Origin of the sequence: Zhenhengia yiwuensis (assembly GCF_014384995.1) — a bacterium.
Taxonomy (GTDB): domain Bacteria; phylum Bacillota; class Clostridia; order Lachnospirales; family Cellulosilyticaceae; genus Zhenhengia; species Zhenhengia yiwuensis.
The window spans coordinates 177,542-201,996 of sequence record NZ_JACRSY010000002.1 but is presented as its reverse complement, the minus strand read 5'-3'; the positions used below and the strand labels follow the sequence as shown (position 1 = coordinate 201,996).

The 24,455-nt window shown below is 34.2% G+C and carries 26 protein-coding genes; all 26 read right to left on the bottom strand.

Translation table 11 applies throughout. The annotated features are described in order from the left end of the window. Positions 1–519 (bottom strand): stage III sporulation protein AB, encoded by a 519-nt coding sequence (locus H8718_RS02070; RefSeq protein ID WP_249331342.1) that lies wholly within the window; start codon positions 517–519, stop codon positions 1–3. Further along, a complete protein-coding gene (gene spoIIIAA / locus H8718_RS02065) occupies positions 513–1,457 on the bottom strand; it encodes a stage III sporulation protein AA (RefSeq protein ID WP_249331341.1) in 945 nt (314 codons plus the stop codon). The genes H8718_RS02070 and spoIIIAA overlap by 7 nt, the downstream gene beginning before the upstream one ends. A gap of 135 nt (positions 1,458–1,592) precedes the next feature. Then, positions 1,593–2,150 carry an elongation factor P gene (gene efp, locus H8718_RS02060; protein WP_177669444.1) on the bottom strand — a complete coding sequence of 186 codons (558 nt, stop codon included), beginning with the start codon at positions 2,148–2,150 and terminating at the stop codon, positions 1,593–1,595. A 73-nt stretch (positions 2,151–2,223) separates the two neighbouring features. Next, positions 2,224–3,309, bottom strand: a complete 1,086-nt coding sequence (locus H8718_RS02055) for a M24 family metallopeptidase (RefSeq protein WP_249331340.1) — start codon at positions 3,307–3,309, stop codon at positions 2,224–2,226. A gap of 157 nt (positions 3,310–3,466) precedes the next feature. Further along, the gene (gene aroQ, locus H8718_RS02050; protein WP_249331339.1) at positions 3,467–3,952 is read right to left on the bottom strand and encodes a type II 3-dehydroquinate dehydratase; all 486 of its coding nucleotides are present in this window, start codon (positions 3,950–3,952) and stop codon (positions 3,467–3,469) included. 19 nt (positions 3,953–3,971) lie between these two features. Next, entirely contained in the window at positions 3,972–4,469 is a 498-nt protein-coding gene (locus H8718_RS02045; protein ID WP_177669440.1) for a shikimate kinase, read from the bottom strand. A gap of 17 nt (positions 4,470–4,486) precedes the next feature. Continuing rightward, on the bottom strand, positions 4,487–4,942 hold the full coding sequence (locus H8718_RS02040; protein WP_249331338.1) for a type II secretion system protein: 456 nt from the start codon (positions 4,940–4,942) through the stop codon (positions 4,487–4,489). Positions 4,943–5,008: 66 nt separating this feature from the next. Continuing rightward, positions 5,009–5,872 carry a shikimate dehydrogenase gene (aroE, locus tag H8718_RS02035; protein ID WP_249331337.1) on the bottom strand — a complete coding sequence of 288 codons (864 nt, stop codon included), beginning with the start codon at positions 5,870–5,872 and terminating at the stop codon, positions 5,009–5,011. Then, positions 5,853–6,353: a YqeG family HAD IIIA-type phosphatase gene (locus H8718_RS02030; RefSeq protein WP_249331336.1), complete on the bottom strand. Its 501-nt coding sequence runs from the start codon at positions 6,351–6,353 to the stop codon at positions 5,853–5,855. The genes aroE and H8718_RS02030 overlap by 20 nt, the downstream gene beginning before the upstream one ends. Before the next feature lie 20 nt (positions 6,354–6,373). Then, positions 6,374–7,195: a hypothetical protein gene (locus H8718_RS02025; protein WP_249331335.1), complete on the bottom strand. Its 822-nt coding sequence runs from the start codon at positions 7,193–7,195 to the stop codon at positions 6,374–6,376. Positions 7,196–7,357: 162 nt separating this feature from the next. Then, positions 7,358–8,209, bottom strand: a complete 852-nt coding sequence (locus H8718_RS02020; protein ID WP_177669432.1) for a hypothetical protein — start codon at positions 8,207–8,209, stop codon at positions 7,358–7,360. Between the two features lie 127 nt (positions 8,210–8,336). Further along, positions 8,337–9,236 carry a hypothetical protein gene (locus H8718_RS02015; RefSeq protein WP_249331334.1) on the bottom strand — a complete coding sequence of 300 codons (900 nt, stop codon included), beginning with the start codon at positions 9,234–9,236 and terminating at the stop codon, positions 8,337–8,339. Next, complete coding sequence (locus H8718_RS02010; protein WP_249331333.1) at positions 9,211–9,777, bottom strand: hypothetical protein; 567 nt, start codon at positions 9,775–9,777, stop codon at positions 9,211–9,213. Before H8718_RS02010 ends, H8718_RS02015 begins: the two co-directional genes overlap by 26 nt. A gap of 11 nt (positions 9,778–9,788) precedes the next feature. Continuing rightward, on the bottom strand, positions 9,789–10,316 hold the full coding sequence (locus H8718_RS02005) for a hypothetical protein (protein ID WP_249331332.1): 528 nt from the start codon (positions 10,314–10,316) through the stop codon (positions 9,789–9,791). Further along, on the bottom strand, positions 10,291–11,196 hold the full coding sequence (pilM, locus tag H8718_RS02000; protein ID WP_249331331.1) for a pilus assembly protein PilM: 906 nt from the start codon (positions 11,194–11,196) through the stop codon (positions 10,291–10,293). Before pilM ends, H8718_RS02005 begins: the two co-directional genes overlap by 26 nt. An 11-nt stretch (positions 11,197–11,207) precedes the next feature. Continuing rightward, entirely contained in the window at positions 11,208–11,807 is a 600-nt protein-coding gene (locus H8718_RS01995) for a PilW family protein (protein WP_249331330.1), read from the bottom strand. A gap of 803 nt (positions 11,808–12,610) precedes the next feature. Next, complete coding sequence (locus H8718_RS01990) at positions 12,611–13,276, bottom strand: prepilin peptidase (protein WP_249331329.1); 666 nt, start codon at positions 13,274–13,276, stop codon at positions 12,611–12,613. Positions 13,277–13,284: 8 nt separating this feature from the next. Beyond that, entirely contained in the window at positions 13,285–13,746 is a 462-nt protein-coding gene (locus H8718_RS01985; RefSeq protein ID WP_177669419.1) for a type II secretion system protein, read from the bottom strand. Positions 13,747–13,848: 102 nt separating this feature from the next. Beyond that, on the bottom strand, positions 13,849–15,540 hold the full coding sequence (locus H8718_RS01980) for a GspE/PulE family protein (protein ID WP_249331328.1): 1,692 nt from the start codon (positions 15,538–15,540) through the stop codon (positions 13,849–13,851). 53 nt (positions 15,541–15,593) lie between these two features. After that, positions 15,594–16,787: a type II secretion system F family protein gene (locus tag H8718_RS01975; RefSeq protein ID WP_177669415.1), complete on the bottom strand. Its 1,194-nt coding sequence runs from the start codon at positions 16,785–16,787 to the stop codon at positions 15,594–15,596. 301 nt (positions 16,788–17,088) lie between these two features. Beyond that, positions 17,089–18,090: a GGGtGRT protein gene (locus H8718_RS01970; RefSeq protein WP_177669413.1), complete on the bottom strand. Its 1,002-nt coding sequence runs from the start codon at positions 18,088–18,090 to the stop codon at positions 17,089–17,091. Between the two features lie 17 nt (positions 18,091–18,107). After that, positions 18,108–18,800, bottom strand: coding sequence for an iron-sulfur cluster assembly scaffold protein (locus H8718_RS01965; protein WP_177669412.1), 693 nt, complete (start codon positions 18,798–18,800; stop codon positions 18,108–18,110). Between the two features lie 94 nt (positions 18,801–18,894). Then, entirely contained in the window at positions 18,895–19,737 is an 843-nt protein-coding gene (locus H8718_RS01960) for a metal ABC transporter permease (protein WP_177669410.1), read from the bottom strand. After that, on the bottom strand, positions 19,734–20,471 hold the full coding sequence (locus H8718_RS01955; protein WP_249331327.1) for a metal ABC transporter ATP-binding protein: 738 nt from the start codon (positions 20,469–20,471) through the stop codon (positions 19,734–19,736). Before H8718_RS01955 ends, H8718_RS01960 begins: the two co-directional genes overlap by 4 nt. After that, positions 20,468–21,472 (bottom strand): metal ABC transporter substrate-binding protein, encoded by a 1,005-nt coding sequence (locus H8718_RS01950; RefSeq protein WP_249331326.1) that lies wholly within the window; start codon positions 21,470–21,472, stop codon positions 20,468–20,470. The genes H8718_RS01955 and H8718_RS01950 overlap by 4 nt, the downstream gene beginning before the upstream one ends. 106 nt (positions 21,473–21,578) lie before the next feature. After that, positions 21,579–24,377: an insulinase family protein gene (locus H8718_RS01945; protein WP_249331325.1), complete on the bottom strand. Its 2,799-nt coding sequence runs from the start codon at positions 24,375–24,377 to the stop codon at positions 21,579–21,581. Positions 24,378–24,455 lie beyond the last annotated feature (78 nt).

The following is a 24,455-nucleotide window of genomic DNA, read 5'->3' as shown; positions in this document are numbered from 1 at the left end:
CTAAATAATCAGTATACTGATACAGGCACCAATTAAAATGCCCATCCCTGTTCTAAGTTTGCTTGATTTCTCCTGCTCTTTAAGTGCCTTGTCCAAGATGTTTTTAAATTTGCTTAAATAGAGTTCAATATTAACCTCTTGCATATGCTTATCCAAATATCCTAATCCCCTACCGAACTCATCGAGTTTGTTATAGTCATCTTCATTAAAATGCAGGCTATAAGCCGTTGATGTTAAGGATTTTTGCCATAAGGTGTACACATCATCAATGCTCTTTTCATTAAGATGTCCTGCAAAAGTGGTAAAAATCTCTCCTATACCATATCTCATCTGCTGCCCTATGATAGCACTCGCTTCTTGCAAGGGAGATAATTTATAGCTGATTTCACCCTTTAAGCATTCTAATGCATAAATCAATTCTTCTAGTTCCTTAACTCTTTTTCTATAGTTAAGGTCAATCATAATCCCTGTTAAACTACAACCTGTAAAAACCATTAAAATACCTAAGATTTTTAACATACTTTCACCCTGCTTTTTCTGACATCTTCTATGGCTTCAACAGTACATGGGCCCCTTCTATTAGAAAGCACAACGATTTTTTCAAACAACCCCTTTTCAAGCATGCTACTTAGTACTGGCTTTTTCATACAATCTTCCAGGTCTTTCCCATGTGTACTGCATAAGAGGGTTACACCTGCTCCTAGTACTTCTTCTATAGCCTCCATATCTGCCTTACTACTAATTTCATCCACTGCAATAATATCTGGTGCCATAGCCCTAAGTAGCATACGCATACCTTCTACTTTTGGGCAGGCATCCAGTACATCTGTACGCATGCCCATATTATTTTGTGGTACACCCATATAACAGCCAGCTATTTCTGATCTTTCATCTACTACTCCTACTGTATAGGGGCCAAACCCACTAAAGCCATTACTTAAATTACGGATAAGGTCACGTAATAAAGTGGTCTTGCCACACTTAGGTGGTGAAACAATAAGTGTATGATAAACCTTATCCCGTGAAAGCAGATAAGGCAGGACCTTATCACTGCATCCAAGCACTTCATGTGAGAATCGAATATTGAGTCCACTTATATATTTAAGTGTTTTAACTTTCTGCTCCTCTATTACAGTCTTGCCTACTAGTCCTACTCTATGTCCGCCTTGAATGGTGACATACCCTTGCCTCAGCTCATCTTCTAAGGCATATAAGGAATATCCACTTAAAAACTTTAAAATAGCTTGTACATCTTGAAGCGTTGCCACATAGCCTGCTCCTACTTGGTCAAGACCCTTGTTACTTAACCCATATTCTTTTCCCTCTACAAGTACGATGATCGGCTTATAAGCTCTTACCCTCATTTCCTGAATACTATTACATATAGGATCTTTTATTTCAAGAAGCATACTTTTGAGATTTATAGGCATAATCTCTAAAATGCTGTTCTCTATCATAAAGTTCCTCCTTTGTATAATTTGATACTTTACTATATGCTTAAGCTTGTCTCAGTAGAACTAAAAAACAACAAGAAAAAAAGGCATACAAGATATAAAATCTTGTATGCCTAAGTTCACGCTCAATATGAGGTTTTATGCACGACCCATGTATTCGCCAGTACGTGTATCAATACGAATCATTTCACCTTGTTCAATGAATAATGGAACCATTACTCTTGCACCTGTTTCAACGATTGCAGGTTTTGTAGCACCTTGTGCTGTATCACCTTTAAGACCTGGTTCAGTTTCTGTGATTTGAAGGTCAACGTTGATTGGTGGTTCTACACCAAATACACTACCTTGGTGAGAAATAACTTTAACCATTTCATTTTCTTTAACGAATTTTAAAGAATCACCGATTGCTGTTGCATTTACAGCAATTTGGTCATAAGTATCTACGTCCATGAAGTGATATAATTCACCATCTGAGTATAAGTATTGCATATCTCTACGGTCGATATGAGCTTTTGGTACTTTTTCAGATGGACGGAATGTTTTTTCTACCACACCGCCTGTTTTTATGTTTTTAATTTTACAACGTACGAACGCTGCACCTTTTCCTGGTTTTACATGTTGGAATTCAATAATTTGATATAAGTTACCTTCAAATTCAATGGTAACGCCGTTTCTAAAATCGCCTGCTTGAATCATGGGCTTTCCTCCTAATGTGTTTTTCCTAATATAGTGTAAACTAGATTATTAGATTTTTCAACGATTTTTTGCATCATTCTATAATGATAAGCTCTTTTTTAGAATGTGTAAGGTTTTCTATGCCCTCTTCTGTTACAACTACCATATCTTCAATACGTACTCCACCAAAACCTGGAAGATAGATTCCTGGTTCTACAGTAAGTACCATGCCTTTTTCTATAGTACGTTCTTCAGCTACTGAGAATCTCGGATTTTCATGAATATCAATACCTACGCTATGTCCTAGTCCATGTCCAAAGTAATCGCCGTAACCTGCATCTGCAATAATTTTTCTTGCTACAGCATCTACTTCCTTACCCTTCATGCCTATCTTAATTGCTGCAAGTGCTGCTTGTTGCGCTTCTAAAACCGTATTATAGATTTCAAGATGCTTTTCAGATGGTTGGCCAATCACTACAGTACGTGTCATATCAGAACAGTATCCTTCATAAATACAACCAAAGTCCATCACAACAAAGTCACCTTCATGTAAAGTTTCTTTACCTGGTACAGCATGGCAAAGTGAAGACTTGCTACCTGCTGCTACAATAGGATTAAATGAGTTACCACTTGCACCATGCATACGCATAAATCGTTCAAGTTCAAGGGCAATATCTGTTTCAGTTAAACCATTTTTATACTCCATTGTAATAAAAGGAATGATATGTGAAAAGGCTAGATCACCAATTCTTTCAGCTTCTCTTAATTTCTCAATTTCAGCTGCATCTTTGATTTGACGAAGGTTTTCTACCACTTCTTTTGTTGGCACAAAATTAAAGCAGCTACGCTCCTTAAGTGATAAGTAGGTACTATAATTAGTATGATCACTTTCAAAACCAATATGCTTATCCTTATGACTTTCAGCAATTTCCATAGCTGTTCCAATTAATCCCTTTGTAGTTTGATTTACAATTTCAAATTCTGGGCATTGCATAGTAGCCTGCTCAATATAACGGAAATCTGTAATCAAAATTTGTTTATCCTTTGTAATGTAAACAAGTGCACTTGAACCTGTAAAACCACTTAAATAACGTATATTTGAACGATTTGAAATAAGTATACTATCTAGATTTAAAGCTTCCATTTGCTCTCTTAATTTTTGAACTCTTTTATTTATCATCTTACTCTCTCCTTTATTTTATTTTCAATATTTAGCTATAAGTCTTCTCTTCTTTATCCTTTTCAATACTCAGTACTTGCCTAGAGTTATCTCTTTCTTTATACTTCCTTATTGCTTCTTCTCAATTTTTTATTTCTTTTAAGTAACTTCCTCTTATTCATTCTTTACTTTTTTGATTTAAATATTTTACAAGCCCTGCCAAAGCCATAGTATAACCATCAAATCCAAATCCACCAATAATACCTATACTATTAGCGGCTGTTACTGAATGACTTCTAAAACTTTCTCTTGCATGAATATTTGAAATATGTACTTCTACTACCGGAATAGATACACTTTTAATAGCATCTGCAAGGGCATAGCTATAGTGGGTAAGTGCTCCAGGATTCATAATAATCCCATCTACCTTATTATAATAGCATTGCTGCATAAAATCTATAAGTGCTCCCTCACTATTTGACTGAAAAAATTCCAATTCTACTCCTTTATATTTTTCACTTTCATTCTTAAGCATATGTTTATATTTTTCACTTTCATTCTTAAGCATATGCTCTAAGTCTTTTAATGTCTCATATCCGTAAATTTGTGGCTCACGTATGCCTAGAAAATTGAGATTAGGCCCATTAATTACTGCAATCCTCATCTGTTTTGTTTCCTTTCTCTTATTTTTCCTGTAAAAGTTTTATGATTTTTTTTACCAGTAAATATGGCGTCTCATCTTGACAACCTATAGTATATACTGCACTTTCCTCATAAAGCGCACGTCTATATTGATAAAGTTCTAATAACTGCTCATAACTTTTTGAGAGTGGTCTCTTTTCATCTCCTGCTATCCGGCTATAAAGTACTTCAAATGGCCATTCTAAATAAAAAGTCATCTGCGCCTTTAGAAACTGTCTATTCACTTCTCTCCCTACAGCTCCACCCCCTGTAGAAACAATAGTATTTTTAAGGTTACTTGTTTCTTTTAGATAGTAGGTCTCTAAGTCTCTAAAATATTCCTCCCCTTTTTCATCAAAAAGTTCACGAATAGATTGCCCTGCCTTCGCTTCAATAAGCTGGTCTAAATCCATACAATGCATATTTAATGCTTCCGCTAAATTCTTGGCAAGGGTGCTCTTGCCACACCCCATAAACCCAATTAAATAAATGTTATTCATCTTTAGTTAATCCTTTTCTATATTTCTTCTAACGGATAGATGGTTACAAGTCCTGTTACAGGTCTTACAGTTATTCTAATTTGATAAGGTAAATAGCGATGCTTAACGATAATGGTTCCCGCATAAGAGGGTGACATATCTTGTGCAAATTCTATTTTTGAAGCATCTACAGAATCTCTTTTAAATTCTACGTTAAACTGACTCGGCACTTCATATTGTAAAATACGCGCTCGTTTACCTATAACCTCCATGTAGTTCTTGTCCTTTTCTACACCTTTACTTAAAGCATATGTTGCATTTTCTATGGAAGCTTTTTGCTGCATGACTTGGATTGTTTCTCCAATATGCTCAGCAAATCGCTTCATCTCCTGCCTAGTCTGATAAGTATATCCTCCTGCAAATATCATACTCACAATACTTATAATAGCTATAACGGTTACCATCTCTATTAATGTAAAACCCTTTTTATTCATTGCTATCATCCTAATCAATTCATTTGTCTATCTTATTGAATGATCTCATCAATTTCTCTAACAAATTTACTTCATTTGCTCTAGCTGATTTATAATGCCGCGCTTGATATTTTCTAAAGATGTACGTTCCAGTGTGCAATGATGCATGAGCTCATAAGCTAAAACCGCTTGATAAAATAACATATCAAATCCATTAAGTGTTAAACATCCCTTTTCTTTTGCTTCCTTAAGAAAGCATGTCTCGTCTGGATTATAAATTAAATCCACAGCAATCTTAGCCGTTTTAAGCAAGGTGCCTGTACATTTTGGTATTTGATTTTCTAATTTTCCCATACCTACTCCTGTTGTTTGAATCACATAATCAATAGGTACTTTAGGTAGTTCTTCTTCACTATATACTTCTATCTTATTATAATCTTGTTCTTCAAAATGCTCTTTAAGGAGCTGTGCATTGGCCTTTGTACGGTTAAAAACATGAACACTCTTAGCCTTATCCATAACACTTACTACACTGGCATAGGCTGCTCCTCCACTTCCAATGATTGCTACATTTTTATTTTCATAATCTAAATGGTGACATTCTAATGCCATTCTTAGCCCCATAGCATCTGTGTTATAGCCTTTATAGCCTGTCTCGGTACTTACAAGTGTATTGACTGCCCCTACCTTCTTAGCCATTTCATCTAATGCTTCTACATACTCCATAACTTCTTTTTTATGAGGCATCGTCACATTTAACCCCTTTATATTCAGAGCACGTGCTCCCTTAATCGCTTCCTCTAAATGTGCTGATTCTACTAAAAACGGGACATAGTCTAAAGCTTGTCCCATATGTGCTGCTAATGTATCATGAATAAGTGGCGATAAAGTATGCCCTATAGGATTACCTATTACACCACATACTGCTCTCTTATTTGCCATGTTTTTCATAAAGTTTAATCACCCTTTGCTCAAGTCCCCTCTTAATCTTTGTCATCCATTCGTCCTTATCACTTACCGGCTGAACCAAAATGGTCTTAACCCCCATTCTATTTCCTCCATAAACATCTGTAAAGATTTGATCACCTACAATAGCTACTTCTTCTTTACTTAAATCCATTAACTCTAATGCACGCTTAAAACTTTTAATACGTGGTTTACCCGATTTATGGATAGCAAATACCTTTAAATTTTGGTTAAAGCGCATTACTCTATCTTCTACATTATTAGACATCAAACATATTTTAAATGTTTCATTTCTAAGTGTATTAAAAAGTTCAATAATCTCTTTTGTTGGCTCTGCTACATCATAAGGTACCAGTGTATTATCAATATCAAATATAAGTCCTTTAATACCTTCTTTTTTTAATGCTTCTAGGTCCAGTTCAAAAATAGAACCTAAATAAAGTTTAGGATAAAGCTTTCTCAACATGTTGTCATTTCCTTTCTCTATTAAAGAGGCTCTTTCTTTATAAACTTTATACTTGTAACAGCCTCCTTATTTAATGTCACTAAATATTCGTAATTATAGTATAGCTTATTATGATAATCGCGCAATACTTCTGCTGGAATATTTACACATACGTATTTGAAGTCTTTAGTCGTAGCAGGCCCTATATGAAAACTTATTTGATCCATATCCCACCTAATCGTTTCATCTTCTAACCCATAAGGTGATAAATTTAAGCTGTAGTTTTCCCTATAAGCCCTTTCATCTATTTTAATTTGCTTATAAAAAGCAGGTGCCTGCGTGAGGAATTTTACCCATTCCTCATATCCTTTTAACCAACTCCGTTCATAATTTTTAAAAAACGCTTGGTCCTTAGCTAATAAAAGAGATAAAACTTCTTTAATTTTATTCTGCTCTTTTACGCTGATTTCATCCGTATAAGCCACTTGCTCTGTAGCATGACTCACAAACGGACTGGTCTTTACTATACTTTTCATATTGGCAGCCAGACTACTAGGTATACTTTTATCCATGACTATATCATATTTTTGTTTGATACACTTTCTATCTCCATTTGATATAGGTACCTCCATTGTCACCTCTATGGTATACTCTAAATCTATTTCTCTTGGTCTCATACTGTAAAGTTCTATAGCTCTTACGCTACCTGCTTCTAATCCTACTGTTCTCGTAACTGCTTCATTTTCTATCAATTTCTTTTGTTTTTTGTAAAGCTGCAATAATTCACCTGCATCACTTAAGCTTCGTTCTAAAGGTTGACCTAATACTTCTTCTTGTTGTGCTTTAGTATCATATACACTCATCTTTAAAACCCCAAATACAACAAGTATTAAAGATATACTAACCATTATAATAATTCTTTTTAAACCTCTATTTAAATTCTTATTAAACCCCTTAAACATTTGACTAACTCCCTACTTTCCTTCACATATAGACATTTTGCCCAACCTTCTCCCCTATAACGTCTAATTTGAATTTTTCTTAGCTTTTAAATAACCTACCTCAAGCTCATAAGGTAATGTAAAATAGTAGACCGCATTTTCTACCTTCTTTTCACAATTTGCTGCCTTCTTATTTAGTTTTAAGGTAAGATAAACCGTCTGTGAACTTAAAATACTAAAACCACTTTTAATTCTTGCAATGCTCTCTACTTCATATAAAGGCTTCGTAAGCATCTCTTCTTCTAAAATACTAAATTGTGGTTTTAATCCCTCTAAGATTTCCTGCTTTTTTATAGGTTCCATTTCTTCAATTGACCTTTTAATCCCTTTATCAATTGTCCCCAATGTCTTTTTAATCTTTTCTAGGTTGACTAAATCCTTTTTTAAAGGATTAGATACATCTTGCATATTATAGGGATGCGTCCGGCTTTCTACTTCTAGCACAAGCTCTTGACTCTCTCGATCTCCTTGAATTATATATTTAGGCTTGACCTGATTACTTTGATAAAAATACCCATCTTTGGACTGCGTATGAAATAAACTCTTTGTTACTTCCATGCAAGTCTTGGCTGTATAATACAAATCACAGTACTCCTCTTGCCATTCAGATAAAACCTTAAAAACTTCTTCCTCCTGCATCAATTCATAACCACTCAACTTATTAAAGCGCCCTGCAATACGCTCTCCTTCATTAATTGCCATAGTCTCGGCTGCTAAATACGTATTGGCTGCATACTTTTTTCCCACTACTAACATCTTATAAAGATCTACCTTAGTAAATAGATAAGCAGACCAAGAAAGCATGAGTGACATAATTATAAGTGTATAGAAGAGGGTATAGCCCTTCTCATTTCTTCTCTTTATTTTCTGCTTCATGCAACCCCTCTCCTTTGCTCACTTCTTTTTATCCTCTAGCATCTTTTCTATGACCTGACTTCTATTAACGACCTCTCTTTGCTAAATGCTCCTCGTAGTTCCTTTCCTTCTATCACTCCATACTTCTCTACTGCATGACTACATACGTTTTAAGTATCTTATGCTCCTCATTTTCTTGTTTCGTCACGGCTTCCATTAATATATAACGTGAATCTTTACCAGGTTTTTCCTCTAGCAGTTTAATCATTAGTAGTGGACTTCCTTCTTCCACTGTAAAACGTATGCCATCCAATCCCTTTACATCTCCTACTAAACCTAGAATAATCTTACATGGTGTATGATTAATCCACTCTATATCAAGATTTCTACCCTCTAAGTAGTCTATCCCTTCCCAAATTATAAAAATGGGTTGCACTTCGTTTAAATCTAGAACTTTTGCATTAACTTCTATATGCACTTTATCTCCCCCTAAAGCTACTTCTAAGTCAATCAACTCTCTTGCTTGTTCTATTACTTCACCCTGTGTAATCATAACTGGCCTAAGGGATGTAGATTGTAATGCAATTCCCTCATAATATGAAGGTGTAGCTGCTTTATTACTTGTTCTTCTAAGTGTTAGCGCTCCCTCATCATACAATCTTTTAAAAATCTCTAAGTCAAATACCTCTCCCGATGTAAAATGTACACCCTTTTCAATCTGCTCCCACGTAAGTGTTGTTCCCACTGGAATGTCTTCCATAAGAATACAGTGATATTCATAACGTTGTACTTGCTCTTCTCTGCTATCCACATAATCCTTAAGTATATCTGGTGTTATATACTCTCCCTTTTGTATAGACCTAAGCATAGTTTGCAGTACTTCTTTTCCATATAGAGTAGCTTCTTCAGCCTCCTTCAACTTTTGATAAGATCTTATAGTATAATACATACCCATACTAAAAATTTGTATAACACTCATTATAATTCCTAGACTTACAACAACTTCTAAATAGCTAAAACCTCTATACTTTTTTGTCCCTACCTTCATCCTTATCTCCCTCTAAACGTAGTACAAAAGTTAAATCTGACTTAACCATTGGCTGATCTAAGTTAGTCATTAAAATCTTTTGTAAATTAGAAGCACCCGTTACTCTGAGTAAGTTCTGAACGATTTCGTAAGATTCATAAAAAGTACTCTCATAAGTAATCTGGTAAACTTCTTCCCTAAGTGTTAGTACTCCATCATCCTTAGCTCTACTATTCTGCCTTGTTACTTGTAGATTTTTAATAGGATAACGACTTAAAAAGGTGCGTAATCTTTCAGTCCCTATATAATCTGTCTCATAACTTAAAAACTCTTTTTCATAGCTTTTGATTTGTAAATTCAGTACAGCTTCATAGGCTATGGTCTCTTCATAATGCTCCTGCTGCCTCATATAGTCCTCATAGTATTTCTGCTGCATATCTGCCTGTCTCTGAATCTCCATAAGCTCTCTTAACTGAAAGGGAAACATTCCCCCAAAATATATACCTACTAATATTCCATAAACAGTCACTAATCCTTTACGACATCTTATACTACTCAACATATTTCACTCCCCTAGTCTATCTCTATCCAAATAGTAAAGAGTAGCTCTTCTTTTTGATCACTACTTATGGTATCAAATGTTATCTCTTTGAAATGAGTTATTTCTTTTATCCAATCTATATAGTCTAAGAGATTTTCTCTATAACCTGTATATCCCTTAATCTCTAATGTCTTATTTTCTTGATTTAAGTCATATCCCTGTATATGTAGGGCATTTGTATGTGCTGATTTTAAGTACTCCAAATGTCTTAGTGTCTGCAATTTCTCATTTTGTAATTTTATGTTAGTATTCTCTAAGTCCTTCAAATGCTTTTCCTGATCCAGTATACGTTCTTCCATCTCTACCATACTTTCATAGCTTCCTTGTTTAAGGAACTGACTAATTATCCCTAACTGTTTCGTAATCTGTTCTCTTTTAAGTGTAATCGAAAGACTCATAGCTAGGCTTATAAGGCTCATGGCTAGTAATAACCTAAAGGCTATCTTCTTATTTCGCTGCTTAACATAGTATTTCTTATAGGGTATAGGTACGAGATTCATGCCTTTTTCCTCCCTCGCTCATTTGATGAATTAATCCTATTAAACCGATATAGTTTAACGGACTAGGGCTTAATATGTCCTCAATCTTCTTATTTAACAAACTACCAACTTCTTCCACAACCTCTTTGTTCATATCCCTCTCATACTTATCATTTGCCTGAAGATAAAGCAGCTCTTTTAATTCTCCTCTATTTTCATAAGGATACATAAACTGAATCACTTTAAAAATTTCCCATGCTTCATTCTTTTGTCCTTCTACATTTTTTCTTATTATATGTTCATAAACACATTGGTCAGCTTCATAGAAAATGACATGCCACACCTCTTCTTCTGAGCACAATAGACAATAATGCCCTTCTCTTTTTAGATCTCTTATAACATAAGGTAAGGTATCTCCTAAAGTTGTAATGATGAGTGTATGAAACCCTAAATCCTCTAACCAAAATGTAAACGGAACTAGAAATGTATGGTCTATTCCTCTAATCTGATATCTTTGATACATCCTATCTGACTGCATTCTACACATTTCATAATCTATAGTAGATGTATCTGCAGCTAGGGGTAAAAACTGTGCCTTATTTGTTTCAATATACTCTTTAATTTGTGGATTGATAAAACAAGGCACCTTGATCGTACGTCTTATAACAGCATAAGAAGGTAAAAGAATCCCTATTTTATTGCCTTTAAATTTTTTCTGGCAGAGGATTTGTTCTAACTGAGTTTTCAGATCATTATGCTCTTCAAATTCTCCATTTAAATGCAGTGGTTTCTCCAAATCTATTGAGAGCTTTCTTTCTAAATGACAATGTATGCCTTTTTTTCTAACATTAATCAGCTTTATTTTTTCTCCCATTAATGCTAAACCGATATAATACCCCATAGACCCTCCTTCTATAACTTGTAACGTAAATCTAACTTTAATTGATCTTCTAAATAGGTACCTGTCTCATTAAATACAGTAAGATTTAAAATAAGATAGTCATCTTTTACATCCAACTTTATTTTTAAATCATTATTAATTAAAGTTTGCCTTTGAAAACTAATTTTAAACAGTTTTTCTTCATTTTCTTGTTTTGTGCTTGAATTTTCTTTTAACTCAATTCTTGTTGTTACACTTTCCTTTTTTTTATACATTTCGTAAGGCATATAATAATCTATATAATATAAAAAGTAATGTGTATAATCCCCTTCCATTATGGGCTTTTTACTATGCTTTTCATATTTACAGCTACTCAATGATTTTAAGTTATCTGCTGATTCCCCTATATAAATACATAGATGTGCAGCCTCCTCATATTGCTCTTCAAAGGTACGCATAACTTGATTCATAGCAAGTCTAAGCTCCTGTTTCTCTTTCGTCTTAATGTAAAACTTCGTTCCCGTTCCTATAAACTGTAGTGCACAACAAAAAAAGAAGCTACTTAATACTAATGTTAGCATTACCTCTAAAAGCGTCATACCCTTCTCTTTTCTTTTACCCTGCATTGGCATCTTGCTCCTTCTCACATCTTACCCTACACCCCTTTCCTACTTTAGAACTATTACCTAAATAACTTCAAAATATACTTTCATACTCCTATTTTTTATATTTTTCTCAAAAACACAAAAAGCCACCCTAAGCATGCTCTCCCCCTTAAAATAAGAGCATAACTTAGGATGACTTTTTATAATGTGGCAATTCTTTGATTAAAAGGCTTAAACAGCATTTATTAACCATTTAGCGCTAACCGTCAGGTGCGGCATCAGGTCTTACTTCGCTTTGGTTGCATGATCAGTGTTCTCTAAGTGAAAGGGATGCATACTGCATGTATCACTGCAAGTGTCCTGAGTCAGCTAGCCTAGTCTTAGGATTACCTTAAGCTTACCTTGAGGCTTGCAATTTATAGTTATTAAATGTGGCTTAAAAAGGTTTATCAAAGAATATATATGCCGCATGGAACTCAGCTGCCACCACCAAGCCTGCGGTACCCAGAAATCCACTTTGTCTTTTAGAAGGGGGACTAAAATATCAAAATAGATTTCTAGTGGCGTAGATAGATGAGCTGATCTAGAATGGGCTCGTCTATCTACACTTTTATATTTATTTTTAAGTAACACTTAACCTTATACCTTATATATACACCTTATAAACTCTAAATGCTAGTAAAATTTTAAAAAGTTTTAAATTCTATCAAATTAGATAAAAGTAAAAATGAAATTAGGTTTAAAAAGCCTATAGTATTTTTCAAATCTCTTCTTCCACATTAAAAAAGTAGATTTATAGGAAATCCTTAAAATCTACTTAAAATTTTATTTTATACCATCCATAAATTCATATACCAGCTAATTAGACTTTCTCCATAAAAGAGACTCATGAGTGCCCCAATACTTAAAAAAGGCCCAAAACAAAATTCCAAACTTTCTTTATTACGTCTATACAGCACGAAACCATAAATAGAACCTACTACGGAACCAATTAAAAGTGTTAAGAATACTAAACTTGGAGATGTAAAGAGTCCAATCATCCCTAGATATCTTACATCTCCATACCCCATACCTTCTTTCTTCAAAATCCATAAACATAGATAAAACACTAAGGCTACAGCGCCATAACCTACCATTCCACCTAATAGACTCCGAATGAGAATGCTCCAATCTTGATGCAAATACGCTAAGGCACCTTTTCCAACAATGGCCACAATACTACCCACTACAATAATACGTGTCGGTAAAATCATGTATTTCCAATCCATTAAAGTTAAAATAAATACCACCGTTATAAAAACATAACTTAATACAACTTCTATACTCCATCCAAAACACCAAAAACTATACACATAAGCACACGCAAGAAGTCCATTGAGAAAGGTATATTGATAAAGTTTAAAAGAGGTACTTTCATCATTTGGCATATATACACCTACCAAACTCCCTATAATGAATCCTATAATCCAAATAAAAATGCCCATTATTCCATTCATTTTTATACTTATTCTACTTTCGGTGTATTCTCATCTTTGCCTGTACTTTCACTCTCTTCTGGATACATTCCTAATGTTTCAGTACTCTTACCAGTCCATCCTTTTATACTATCTGGTAGGTCTGCTTCATCAGGTGCATATATAGCTTTTATTTGCTTTGATGAAGCATCTTGCCATACAGCATAGGCACCTTTTAGTCCTTCTAACATCTCCTCTAAGCCATCACTTCTAAATCCTTCATCTTTAATTTCAGTAAAAAATGTAGGATTTTCTGCATACATAGCTGTGGCTGCCCTACCTATCGTTGCAGCTGCAACACGGTTATTAGATATCTTTGCTTTATTGATATAGCCTACTAACGATGGTGCCATCATAGCAACCAGTATACCAATAATTGCAATAACAACAATCATTTCAACCAAAGTAAATCCCTTCTCGTTCTGCTCTTGCTTTTTTACATTTTTTTTCATTCATTATACCTCTCTTTTTTATTAAAATAGTAAATGCTTATTTATTCTAACTATAGCTACATACCTATAGTAAGATCCTTGCTTTACATCCTACCCTTATACTTAATCCATACTATATGAAATTTTCATCAATTCCTCCATAGTTGTACTTCCTTCTAATACCAGTTGTTTCATATTATCATGTAACAAAGTCGTTCCCTGCGTTCTTGCGTATTCTCTTATTTGCTCAACTTTTTTACCTTCATTAATCATTTGTTTCACATGACTATTCACATGAATAATTTCATATAGAGCTGTCCTACCTTTATAACCTGTAAAACCACAAGTTTGGCACCCCTCTGCTCTGTAGAGTCTTTTGGGCTCTACTAAATTTAATTTTTTCATTTCTTCTACTGTACTCATATAGTTTTTTTTACAGTAAGGACATATTTTTCTAACAAGCCTTTGTGCAATAACTCCTACAAGAGAAGCTGAAACCATATAAGGTTCAACACCCATATCTATTAAACGAACAATTGTACTTGCTGCATCATTTGTATGAAGTGTACTAAATACTAAATGCCCTGTAACAGCTGCACGTGTAGCAATAGCAGCTGTCTCTGCATCACGAATTTCCCCTAACATAATGACATCTGGGTCTTGCCTTAAAACAGAACGCAAACCACTAGCAAAGGTAAGACCTGCTTTAGGATTAATTTGCACCTGATTAATACCCACTATTTCTTTTTCTACTGGATCTTCGAGTGTAATAATATTATCTATACCTTGATTACGCTCACTTAAAATAGTATATAGCGTTGTAGATTTTCCACTACCTGTAGGGCCTGTTACTAAAATAATGCCATTAGGACTTTGTATAATTTGATTAAAAAGCTTTTTATCAGACACAGATAATCCTAACTGATCTATTGTAGTTATTGTGTTATCTTGTACATTCAAAATTCTTAGAACAGCTTTTTCACCATGTATGGTAGGAAGTACAGATACACGTACATCGACCTTTTCTCCATTTTTTATGAATTCAAAACGTCCATCTTGAGGAATTCTTTTTTCTGCAATATTTATATTTGCCATAATTTTAATTCGAGTTATAAGGTCACTGTGAGAACTTTTATGAATAGTTATCTTTTCATAAAGTACTCCATCTATACGCATACGTACACGCGTCTGCTCTCTTCCTGGTTCAATATGAATATCACTTGCTCCTAATTTCAAGCCTTGCTCAACAATGCCATTAACTACTTTAATAATAGGGGCATTCTTAATTTCTTCGTCAGTCTTATTATATACATCTACTTTAGGAAGTTTATTTATGCTACTCTCCTGTTTTAGTTGTTCCACTGCCATAAAAGCTTGTCTGCCACTATAATAATATTTTATAACATCCTCAATATCTGCCTTTGTACACATTACTGCCTTAACTTCTAAATGTGTTAATAAGCGAATCTCTTCAAGGGCATAAAGATTAAGAGGATTAGTCATGCCTACAGTGAGTATATGTGCATTTCTTTCAATAGGTACTACCTCATATTTCCTAACGACTTTTTCATCTAGTAAGTTAATAACCTCTTGATCTATGGGACACCTTTTTAGACTCTTATATGGTATTCTAAAATATCTTGCTAAAGACTGAGTAATCTCTTTATCAGTAACATAATCAAGACTAACAAGCCAATCTTTTATAGGTCTATTCAAATCAAACTTTTGCTGTAACTTTATGGCTTCTTCTAATTGATTTCTTGTAATAAGTTTATCTGCTACAAGTATTTCCTCTATCCTCAAATCTTGATTCATTCTCTACTCCTTAATCATTACTGCAAATTCCTTATATAGTTTTTAATCTGCTATTATCCAATACTCCCCATCATTTCATACATTGGTGGTAAAATAGCACTTATAATAGTAGCCACTATAATCCCTAGAATCATAATCATACTAGGTTCTAATAGAGTAACCATCTTCTGTACTGCAGACTCTGCCTCCTCATGATAAAAAGCAGCTGCCTTATAAAGCGCCTTTTCTAAACTTCCAGACTCTTCTCCTATCAAAATCACACTCGATAGCATAAGTGGAAAAACATCTACTTGCCTTATGGCATTCGATAAAGCAACACCTTTAGTTACCTCTTGTTTTACATGATTTAACTTACTATGAATATACATATTATTCATAATCCCTTGTACAGTATCTAAAATACTGATTAAGGACATTCCTGATGCATAAAGTGTAGCAGTTGTCTCTGCAAATCTAGCACTTAGTATAATGATATTTAACCTCCCTATAATAGGCAGAGTTAACTTCATTTGATCAATCCATTGCTTAAAACTTTTCATTTTAAAAAGTAGACTAAAAGTTCCTAGTAAAATGACATTGATTAAAAGGATAACGCCCCAGTAATTTTCTATTCCATTGCTTATAGCCATGAGTAGCTGTGTACTAAAAGGTAATTCCCCATAATCTGCAAACATCTCTACAAAAGTAGGCACTACTAAAAGCAGTAGTATTAATATTACTAAAAAAGAGATAACTCCTAAAATAATCGGATAAGCCATAGCATTTTTCACCTTATTTTGAAGCTTATTCTCACTCTCATAATGTTTAGCCATTCTTTCTAGTATTAAGTCTAATGTACCACTTTCTTCTCCACACCTAATCATACTAATTAGTAAATTAGGAAATGCCCTTTTTTGAAGTTTTAAACTCCGAGAAAATTCAATTCCTTTTTGCAGATCTTCATATACATTTTGTAAAATGTTTTTAAATTTAAACTCTTTTTCCTGCTGATACAAAATATATATGCACTTAATTAATGGTATATCTGATCCTAGCATAATAGCTAACTGTCTACAGAATATCGTTAATTGTTTTACAGAAATCCTATATTCTTTTATAAATGTTTTATGATTAGTTTCTCGGTAAGAAAGACAATAAATTTGTTTTTGTTGCAAGTAATTAAAAAAGGCTTCTCTGTCTTCTGCCTGCAGACTCCCCTTATACATATTCCCCTTACTATCTTTTGCCTTATATGTGAATAGCTTCACTTTTCTCCCTTCTCTTCTCTTAAAATTCATATTTAATTTAATTATTACATAATTCTAACAATATTATTCAAATCATTCATAAAAATAAAAATAATTTTTATCATTAAGTAAAAATACCACTGATCTTAAATTTATCAGCGGTATTTTTCAGTTTATGTATTATAATGCTCTCCTAATATCCCTTACCTAGTATACAAAAGAGAGGTAATACCTTAAGGGTACTACCTCTCTTTTGTATACTATATGTGTACTATCTCTATTTCATGTGAATCTCACATGTTTTTTAGATTTAATACAATTCTTATTTTTGCATTGCTTCTTGGATTGCAACAGCTACTGCTACTGTAGCACCTACCATTGGGTTGTTACCCATACCAATAAGTCCCATCATCTCTACGTGAGCTGGTACTGAAGAAGAACCTGCAAATTGTGCATCTGAGTGCATTCTTCCCATTGTATCTGTCATACCGTATGAAGCAGGACCTGCGCCCATGTTATCTGGGTGAAGTGTACGTCCTGTACCACCGCCTGAAGCTACTGAGAAGTATTTTTTACCTTGTTCAATACATTCTTTTTTATATGTTCCAGCTACTGGATGTTGGAAACGTGTTGGGTTAGTAGAGTTACCTGTGATAGATACGTCTACACCTTCTAAGTGCATGATTGCAACACCTTCACGAACATCGTCAGAACCATAGCAACGTACTTTAGCTCTTTCACCAGTTGAGTAAGCTGTTTCTTTAACGATACTTACTTTACCTGTAGCGTAGTCGAATTGTGTTTGAACATATGTAAATCCGTTAATACGAGAAATAATATGAGCAGCATCTTTTCCAAGACCATTTAAGATAACTCTTAAATCTTCGCTACGAACTTTGTTTGCTGAACGAGCGATACCAATAGCACCTTCTGCAGCAGCGAAAGATTCGTGACCTGCTAAGAATGCGAAACATTTAGTTTCTTCTCTAAGAAGCATAGCTCCTAAGTTACCATGACCAAGACCTACTTTACGATCATCAGCTACTGAACCTGGGATACAGAAAGCTTGAAGACCTTCACCGATTGCTTCAGCTGCATCAGCTGCTAAAGTACAACCTTTTTTAATTGCGATAGCTGCACCTACTACGTAAGCCCAACATGCATTTTCGAAAGCGATTGGTTGGATTTCTTTTACAAGGTTGTAAGCATCTACACCTTTTTCATCACAAATAGCTTTTGCTTCATCTAAGTCTTTAATACCGTATTGGTTTAATACAGCATTGATTTGGTTAATTCTTCTATCATAAGATTCAAATAATGGCATATTACTGCACCTCCTTCTTACTCGTGTCTTGGGTCGATTTGACGAGCTGCGTCATCGAATCTTCCGTATTGACCTGTAGCTTTTTGCATTGCTTCTGCTGGTTCCATACCTTTTTTGATCATATCCATCATTTTACCAAAGTGGATGAATTGGTAACCGATGATTTCATTGTTTTCATCAACACCGATTTTTGTTACATAACCTTCAGCCATTTCAAGGTATCTTGGTCCTTTAGCTGTTGTTGCGTACATTGTACCAACTTGGCTACGAAGTCCTTTTCCTAAGTCTTCAAGACCAGCACCGATTGGAAGACCACCTTCAGAGAAAGCTGTTTGAGTTCTTCCGTATACGATTTGAAGGAATAATTCTCTCATTGCTGTATTGATTGCATCACATACTAAGTCAGTATTTAATGCTTCTAAGATTGTTTTACCAGTTAAGATTTCTGCTGCCATCGCTGCAGAGTGTGTCATACCTGAACAACCAATAGTTTCAACTAATGCTTCTTCAATGATACCGTTTTTAACGTTTAATGTTAATTTACATGCACCTTGTTGTGGAGCACACCAGCCTACACCGTGTGTAAGACCACTAATATCTGTAACTTCTTTAGACTGAACCCATCTTCCTTCTTGTGGAATTGGAGCTGGTCCGTGATTAGGTCCTTTTGCAAGAGGACACATTTGTTCTACTTCATGTGAGTACATCATCGCTATGACTCCTTTCTACTCAAACGATTTAAAGACTTGCTTTAAATCAAATTTTTAACAACCATCCCTATTGTATAATCGTATAAGAAAGATGTCAATATGTTAGTCTTTTTACAAGAGAGGTCGCAATATAGCAAATAGTCATAACAACTACAATGGTTGCACCTGCTGAGGTTCCTAATACATAGGCAAGCCATAGGCCTACAAGTCCACTGAAAAGCGCGAAAAAGATAGAATAAAGATGATACTGTCTCATATTACGTGCTACATTACGGCTGATAGCCCCTGGTAAAATAAGAAAAGCATTAATGAGCATGACACCGATCCAAGGAATACATAAAACAACTACAACTGCTACAATACAAGTAAAAAACATTTGAAGTCTAAGGGTATGAATAGCTCTGCTATTAGCTAAAGATACATTCAGACTTGTAAGAACCAAATCATTAAAAATAAAATACCAAAATACAAGAACCACTATACTTACTAAAATAAGTATCCTTAAATCTTCAAGCTGAATACTTAATAAATCTCCTATGAGATAATGTGTATACTGATTGAAGTTACCATTTCTAGAAAGCAACATAGTACCTAATGCTACTGTTCCAGCAGAAAAAATACCGATAATAGTATCTGTTGTTTCTTGATGCTTATAACTAAAGTAAGCAATAAGCATACCTAGTATAACTGCTAAAATAAGCATGGATAAAGTATGATTAGAAAAACCTAATAAAACGCCAATACCTATTCCTGTTAAAGCACTATGCCCTATAGCATCTGAGAAGAAAGCCATTTTTTGATTAACAACCATTGTACTCAGTAATCCTAGCATTGGTGCTGCAATCAAAATCCCTAAAAAAGCATTTTTCATAAACTCCATACTTAAGAAGTCAAAGGGAAATAAAAAATCTATAAGATTATAAAGAATTTCTGTCATCTTATACGGCCTCCTACATAAAGTTGTTTCTGATTAACTGCTTCTTCTCTTACTTCTTCAGGCTTCCCAATAGCTAACACCTTTTTATTCAGCAGCACCGCTTGATCACAAATGTGTTCTAAAGCTTCAATTTCGTGAGTAATCAGTACAATAGCCATATGATATTTAGATTTTAAATCATGTACTGTCTCATAAAAGAGCTTCTGACCATTCACATCTACTCCAGAAATAGGTTCATCTAAGAGAAGCAAATCTGGCTTTGGCTGAAGGGCAAGGGCTAAAAGTACACGTTGTAGCTCTCCACCTGAAAGTAAACCTATTTTACGGTCAATAGCATAATCTAACTTCACTTCTTTTAAAGCTTTAAGTACTTCTTCTCTAAAAGATGTATTCATTTTAGCCCATATAGGTCTTTTCTGCATACAGGCAGTAAATAAATCTAAAGTTGTAAGAGGTGTCGTGCGGTCAAAGTTCAGATGCTGTGGCACATACCCAATAATAGGTCCATGTGTTTTTTTCTCATTCTTATGGATGTGCTGTTTAATCTCTCCTGTATAATGCATCTCACCAAGCAAAGTCCTAAAAAGTGTTGTTTTACCCGCGCCGTTAGGTCCTACAATAGCCGTAATCTCATTACAATGCAGATGAAGATTAATATGTTCTAATAAAGTCATACCTTCTTTGCAAACTGTTACATCTCTAAGTTCTGTACAGCAAAATTTACACTCATTCATTCATTAAACGCCTCTTTCAATATCTCTATATTTTTTTTCATACGTACTACGTATTCAAACTCTTCTATACTACTTTGTATACCTGACTCCTGCCCATTTACAAATGCATCTATTACATAGATTTGACAAGGCATTTCGTTTTGAAGCATTTTTAGTATGGCTAAATCCTGATTTTTAGCCTCTGTCACGATCACCTGTACATTTTCTTCTTGCATATGCTCCACTAAATGTTCAATTTGTTTAGCTGAAGCATTTTCATAACTGCCTTCTGGAATAGTCTCTACCACATCTATACCTAAATCCTCTAGCATGTAAGTAAATGCGTCATGTACGCTAACTACTTTTAAGTTTTCCCCCTCTCCCTTAAAATCCTCTTTAACAGTCTGCTCTAGTTCTCTTAAGGCATTCATATAAGCTGTAGCATTTTCTTGATAAACTTTGGCATAAGCAGGGTCAATTGCCATAAGTCCTTTAGCAATTTCTTCAATCTGCATAATAGATCCTTCTATACTTAACCATATGTGGTCATTCACTGTGCCATGGTCATGATTATGATGATGATGACTATGTGCTTCTTCCTCATGTAAATCTTCCTCCGATGTATGTACATCTTCACCTGCAAAGAGCTGCTGTTCAATCTCATGACTTGCCTCTATAATTTTCAAATCTTGATTTTGTTTATAGGCTTTTTCAATAAAATTCTCACTGCCAAGGCCATTCGTCACCAGTACATCTGCATCATATAATTTTTTAGCATCTTGTACTGTAAGCTGATAATCATGAAGACATCCTACTGTCTGACTCGCCATATTCACAAGTGTATGAGGCGTGTTTTTCATAATTTCTTTTGTATGCATATACATAGGATAAAAGGATGTAACGACTGTTAACGATTCATCTGAATCTTCTACAACATTCCCATGTCTTACCTGATATTTATAACCAATAAAAAGTATGTATATAAGTATACATATTGTTATTATGACGTTTTTTTTCTTCATCTCTTAAACTACTCCTTTCATATCGTACTTAATCTTATTATAGTTAATTGAGAATAAAAATCAATATAAAAAGTTCAGAATGTAAAAACTCTGAACTTTTTATGCTTTACTTCACTCTATAGATGTTAGCTTCCTTGGTGCTCTTAATATGACTTCTACCTGTACAAACACTCATTTGACCACTATCAAAAAGGTAAGGTAATAAACTTAATTTTTCATCTAAATCTTTTAAATTACATTTTACAATTTCTTTTTGCAGTTTTAAAAGCTTTTCTGGCTTTATCCCTAATAAAATCATTTTTTCAATTTGAATTCCTTTTTCTAAAGGATTACCAATAAAATTAAGTTGATTCTGAACCTGAGAAAGGGCATCAATACGTGCTATATTTAGCGCTTCTTCATCTAGCTCTTCCCTTAACACAGAGGATAAAACTGTAATATGCTTAATAGAAGCTAGAATATCTGGATCACGATAGGTGTAAAGAATAAGATTGTTAGGATAGCTTGCAATCATGGTACTACCATAAGCGCCTTGCTCTAGTCGGATATGTGGACGTAAATATTGATTCGTAATGTAAGACGCCATCACATAATCTTTGCCATCTAATTGATCCTGCCCTTTATCGTAGCTAAAGAGTAAATAATCTACAGGTGTATTTTTATAATATATGTTAAGGTTCGCCGATTTTATGAAACTATATTCCATTTCTACATTTTTTTCTACAGGATTGGCTTTAAAATAGTTCTCATATTTTTTAAGCTGTTCTTGATTAAAGCTCTTATCCCCCTGTATACCTATTACACTGCCTTCTACAGGTTTTGTTTTACCAGCAATCTCTTTAATAGCCTCTATATAAGCTGTTGAATGACTATTCTTCATGTATGCACAATAGGTATAAAGAGGATAGTGGGTTTCAAACAAATAACGTTTATATCCGCTCTGAGCAGAAGTATTAAGCCATTTAAGTGTACCTAACACATCACTAGAAAACTGCTCTTTAAAACGATTCATAAAACTTTGAAGTTGTGCCTCATACCACACTGCATCTTTCTCTAAAAGTGCTTCATTCACCTCATTAAAGGTTTTCATAATATCTTGATCTTGATTACTAATGACACTTATCTTCAAATAAGGGCAAAGTTTTTCCCTTTCTACTGCCATCACATCAATATCCATCACTTCTTCAAAAGGTGTTCTTTCACTAGCCGCCTTCCCTAAAAATTCACTGTATAAAAACAAAGCAGGTAACTCTTCTTGCGGCACAGAATCTGTAGGTAAATAAAGCGTTGTACGTTTTAAAGCTCCGTTACTTTCCGTTACAATATATTTAATGTGCTCTTTCTCATAAATCTTATAAGGAAGCACTTCTTCTACCATTAATGATTTAAGAGATATATCTGGTAATGGTAAGTGCTTAGTCTCTTGCTGCCAAGTTCCTATTTTGCCGATAAGTTCCTGCCAATCTTCCTTTTCTTCTTGAGAAGGTGTCTTAAGTCCTGCCATATCTATGGATTTAGGAAGCAAATAGATGGTCATAGTGGGGCTTTCTAAAATTTCTGTTTTATAACTATCTGAAATAGTTTCTATTTCATTAATATACGCTCTATCTGTAAAGTAGTAATCACTTGATTTATCATGTGCCCATGCATCTAAAAAAGTTTGTGAAATCTCTATACCTCTGATAGTGGATTCATCTTCCCTGCACGCAATCAGTTTATTTTTTGCAATAATATCTTTTTCTATTTCAAGATTTTTAGGAGCTTTACAAACCCCCTCTAAAGTCTCTTCTAATATTTGTTCATACTCTTCCATATGTGCTTTAGGTATATCTAGCATGACAATAGAGTAGGATGGATATTTTAAATCATTATCTTTTACAATTTGAACTTTTGGAACACCTCTGGCTTTCATGGTCTTCATGAAATAGGACTGTTCATCTACGAGATAACTACTTACCCATAGATCCATCTCTAACATTTCTTTACTTGTTAAATCTCTTTCAATCACAAAACTTTTAATCAGATACCCACTGCTTCCTTGACTGTTAAAATAACATATTTTCTTAGGCACATCTAGAGTAGGCATTACATTAACATCAATAACTTTATCCGTTAAGACAAAAGATTTAAAACTCTCATCTATCTCTTCTAATACTTCTCCTATATTTAAGTCTCCATAAAGTACAATCATCATATTCCCAGGATAATAAAAATTTTTATAAGTCTCTACAAAATTTTCATATGTTAACTCTGGAATAAATGCTGGATCACCACCACTATCATGCTCATAATGAGTTCCTTCATATAAGCTTTGTCTAATAGCTCTAAAAATCTGTCTACCTGAATCGGTACTTGCACCCTTCATTTCATTATATACCACGCCTCCATATTGATTGGTAGTAGGATTATAATGGAAAGATTCTTCATAAAAACTATAGGGATTCTCAAGCATTTTAGGATTTAAGATACTGTCTAGATAAATAGACATTAGTGTTTTAAAACAAGCTTTATGTGAGGTTGCAAAAGGAAACATGGTCATATCTGAACTCGTCATAGCATTCATAAATAGATTAGGATATTTACTACTTGCATCAAAAAAAAGTGTAGAAGACGGATAAGACTTAGAACCTGTAAAAAGGGTATGTTCAATAATATGATTTACCCCTGTATTATCTGTAGTAGGCGTTTTGACACCTAAGGTAAAACTCATATTAGGATCGTCATTCTCTACCCATACTAATCTAAGTCCCGTATCCTTATGCCTATACTCATGCAATATATCCTGACCACAGTTTCTCTTACTCGTTTCTACAAAAGCTGTAGATTTTGCTCCTACAGGCAATAAGTAGATGAAAAAAATAAGTCCTATTAACCCTAATAAAATATTTAATTTTCTCTTTTGCATGGCGCCATCTCCTTTTAATCTATGGACATAGCTTATGCATTCTCTTCTCATTTATGTGTAGCGAATCTGTTTAATCTA

What these genes read in the sequence shown, in the direction of transcription:
- H8718_RS02070 (WP_249331342.1), bottom strand. Translation starts at nt 519, where the DNA reads ATGTTAAAAATCTTAGGTATTTTAATGGTTTTTACAGGTTGTAGTTTA.
- spoIIIAA (WP_249331341.1), bottom strand. Translation starts at nt 1,457, where the DNA reads ATGATAGAGAACAGCATTTTAGAGATTATGCCTATAAATCTCAAAAGT.
- efp (WP_177669444.1), bottom strand. Translation starts at nt 2,150, where the DNA reads ATGATTCAAGCAGGCGATTTTAGAAACGGCGTTACCATTGAATTTGAA.
- H8718_RS02055 (WP_249331340.1), bottom strand. Translation starts at nt 3,309, where the DNA reads ATGATAAATAAAAGAGTTCAAAAATTAAGAGAGCAAATGGAAGCTTTA.
- aroQ (WP_249331339.1), bottom strand. Translation starts at nt 3,952, where the DNA reads ATGAGGATTGCAGTAATTAATGGGCCTAATCTCAATTTTCTAGGCATA.
- H8718_RS02045 (WP_177669440.1), bottom strand. Translation starts at nt 4,469, where the DNA reads ATGAATAACATTTATTTAATTGGGTTTATGGGGTGTGGCAAGAGCACC.
- H8718_RS02040 (WP_249331338.1), bottom strand. Translation starts at nt 4,942, where the DNA reads ATGAATAAAAAGGGTTTTACATTAATAGAGATGGTAACCGTTATAGCT.
- aroE (WP_249331337.1), bottom strand. Translation starts at nt 5,872, where the DNA reads ATGAAAAACATGGCAAATAAGAGAGCAGTATGTGGTGTAATAGGTAAT.
- H8718_RS02030 (WP_249331336.1), bottom strand. Translation starts at nt 6,353, where the DNA reads ATGTTGAGAAAGCTTTATCCTAAACTTTATTTAGGTTCTATTTTTGAA.
- H8718_RS02025 (WP_249331335.1), bottom strand. Translation starts at nt 7,195, where the DNA reads ATGAGTGTATATGATACTAAAGCACAACAAGAAGAAGTATTAGGTCAA.
- H8718_RS02020 (WP_177669432.1), bottom strand. Translation starts at nt 8,209, where the DNA reads ATGAAGCAGAAAATAAAGAGAAGAAATGAGAAGGGCTATACCCTCTTC.
- H8718_RS02015 (WP_249331334.1), bottom strand. Translation starts at nt 9,236, where the DNA reads ATGAAGGTAGGGACAAAAAAGTATAGAGGTTTTAGCTATTTAGAAGTT.
- H8718_RS02010 (WP_249331333.1), bottom strand. Translation starts at nt 9,777, where the DNA reads ATGTTGAGTAGTATAAGATGTCGTAAAGGATTAGTGACTGTTTATGGA.
- H8718_RS02005 (WP_249331332.1), bottom strand. Translation starts at nt 10,316, where the DNA reads ATGAATCTCGTACCTATACCCTATAAGAAATACTATGTTAAGCAGCGA.
- pilM (WP_249331331.1), bottom strand. Translation starts at nt 11,196, where the DNA reads ATGGGGTATTATATCGGTTTAGCATTAATGGGAGAAAAAATAAAGCTG.
- H8718_RS01995 (WP_249331330.1), bottom strand. Translation starts at nt 11,807, where the DNA reads ATGCCAATGCAGGGTAAAAGAAAAGAGAAGGGTATGACGCTTTTAGAG.
- H8718_RS01990 (WP_249331329.1), bottom strand. Translation starts at nt 13,276, where the DNA reads ATGAATGGAATAATGGGCATTTTTATTTGGATTATAGGATTCATTATA.
- H8718_RS01985 (WP_177669419.1), bottom strand. Translation starts at nt 13,746, where the DNA reads ATGAAAAAAAATGTAAAAAAGCAAGAGCAGAACGAGAAGGGATTTACT.
- H8718_RS01980 (WP_249331328.1), bottom strand. Translation starts at nt 15,540, where the DNA reads ATGAATCAAGATTTGAGGATAGAGGAAATACTTGTAGCAGATAAACTT.
- H8718_RS01970 (WP_177669413.1), bottom strand. Translation starts at nt 18,090, where the DNA reads ATGCCATTATTTGAATCTTATGATAGAAGAATTAACCAAATCAATGCT.
- H8718_RS01965 (WP_177669412.1), bottom strand. Translation starts at nt 18,800, where the DNA reads ATGATGTACTCACATGAAGTAGAACAAATGTGTCCTCTTGCAAAAGGA.
- H8718_RS01960 (WP_177669410.1), bottom strand. Translation starts at nt 19,737, where the DNA reads ATGACAGAAATTCTTTATAATCTTATAGATTTTTTATTTCCCTTTGAC.
- H8718_RS01955 (WP_249331327.1), bottom strand. Translation starts at nt 20,471, where the DNA reads ATGAATGAGTGTAAATTTTGCTGTACAGAACTTAGAGATGTAACAGTT.
- H8718_RS01950 (WP_249331326.1), bottom strand. Translation starts at nt 21,472, where the DNA reads ATGAAGAAAAAAAACGTCATAATAACAATATGTATACTTATATACATA.
- H8718_RS01945 (WP_249331325.1), bottom strand. Translation starts at nt 24,377, where the DNA reads ATGCAAAAGAGAAAATTAAATATTTTATTAGGGTTAATAGGACTTATT.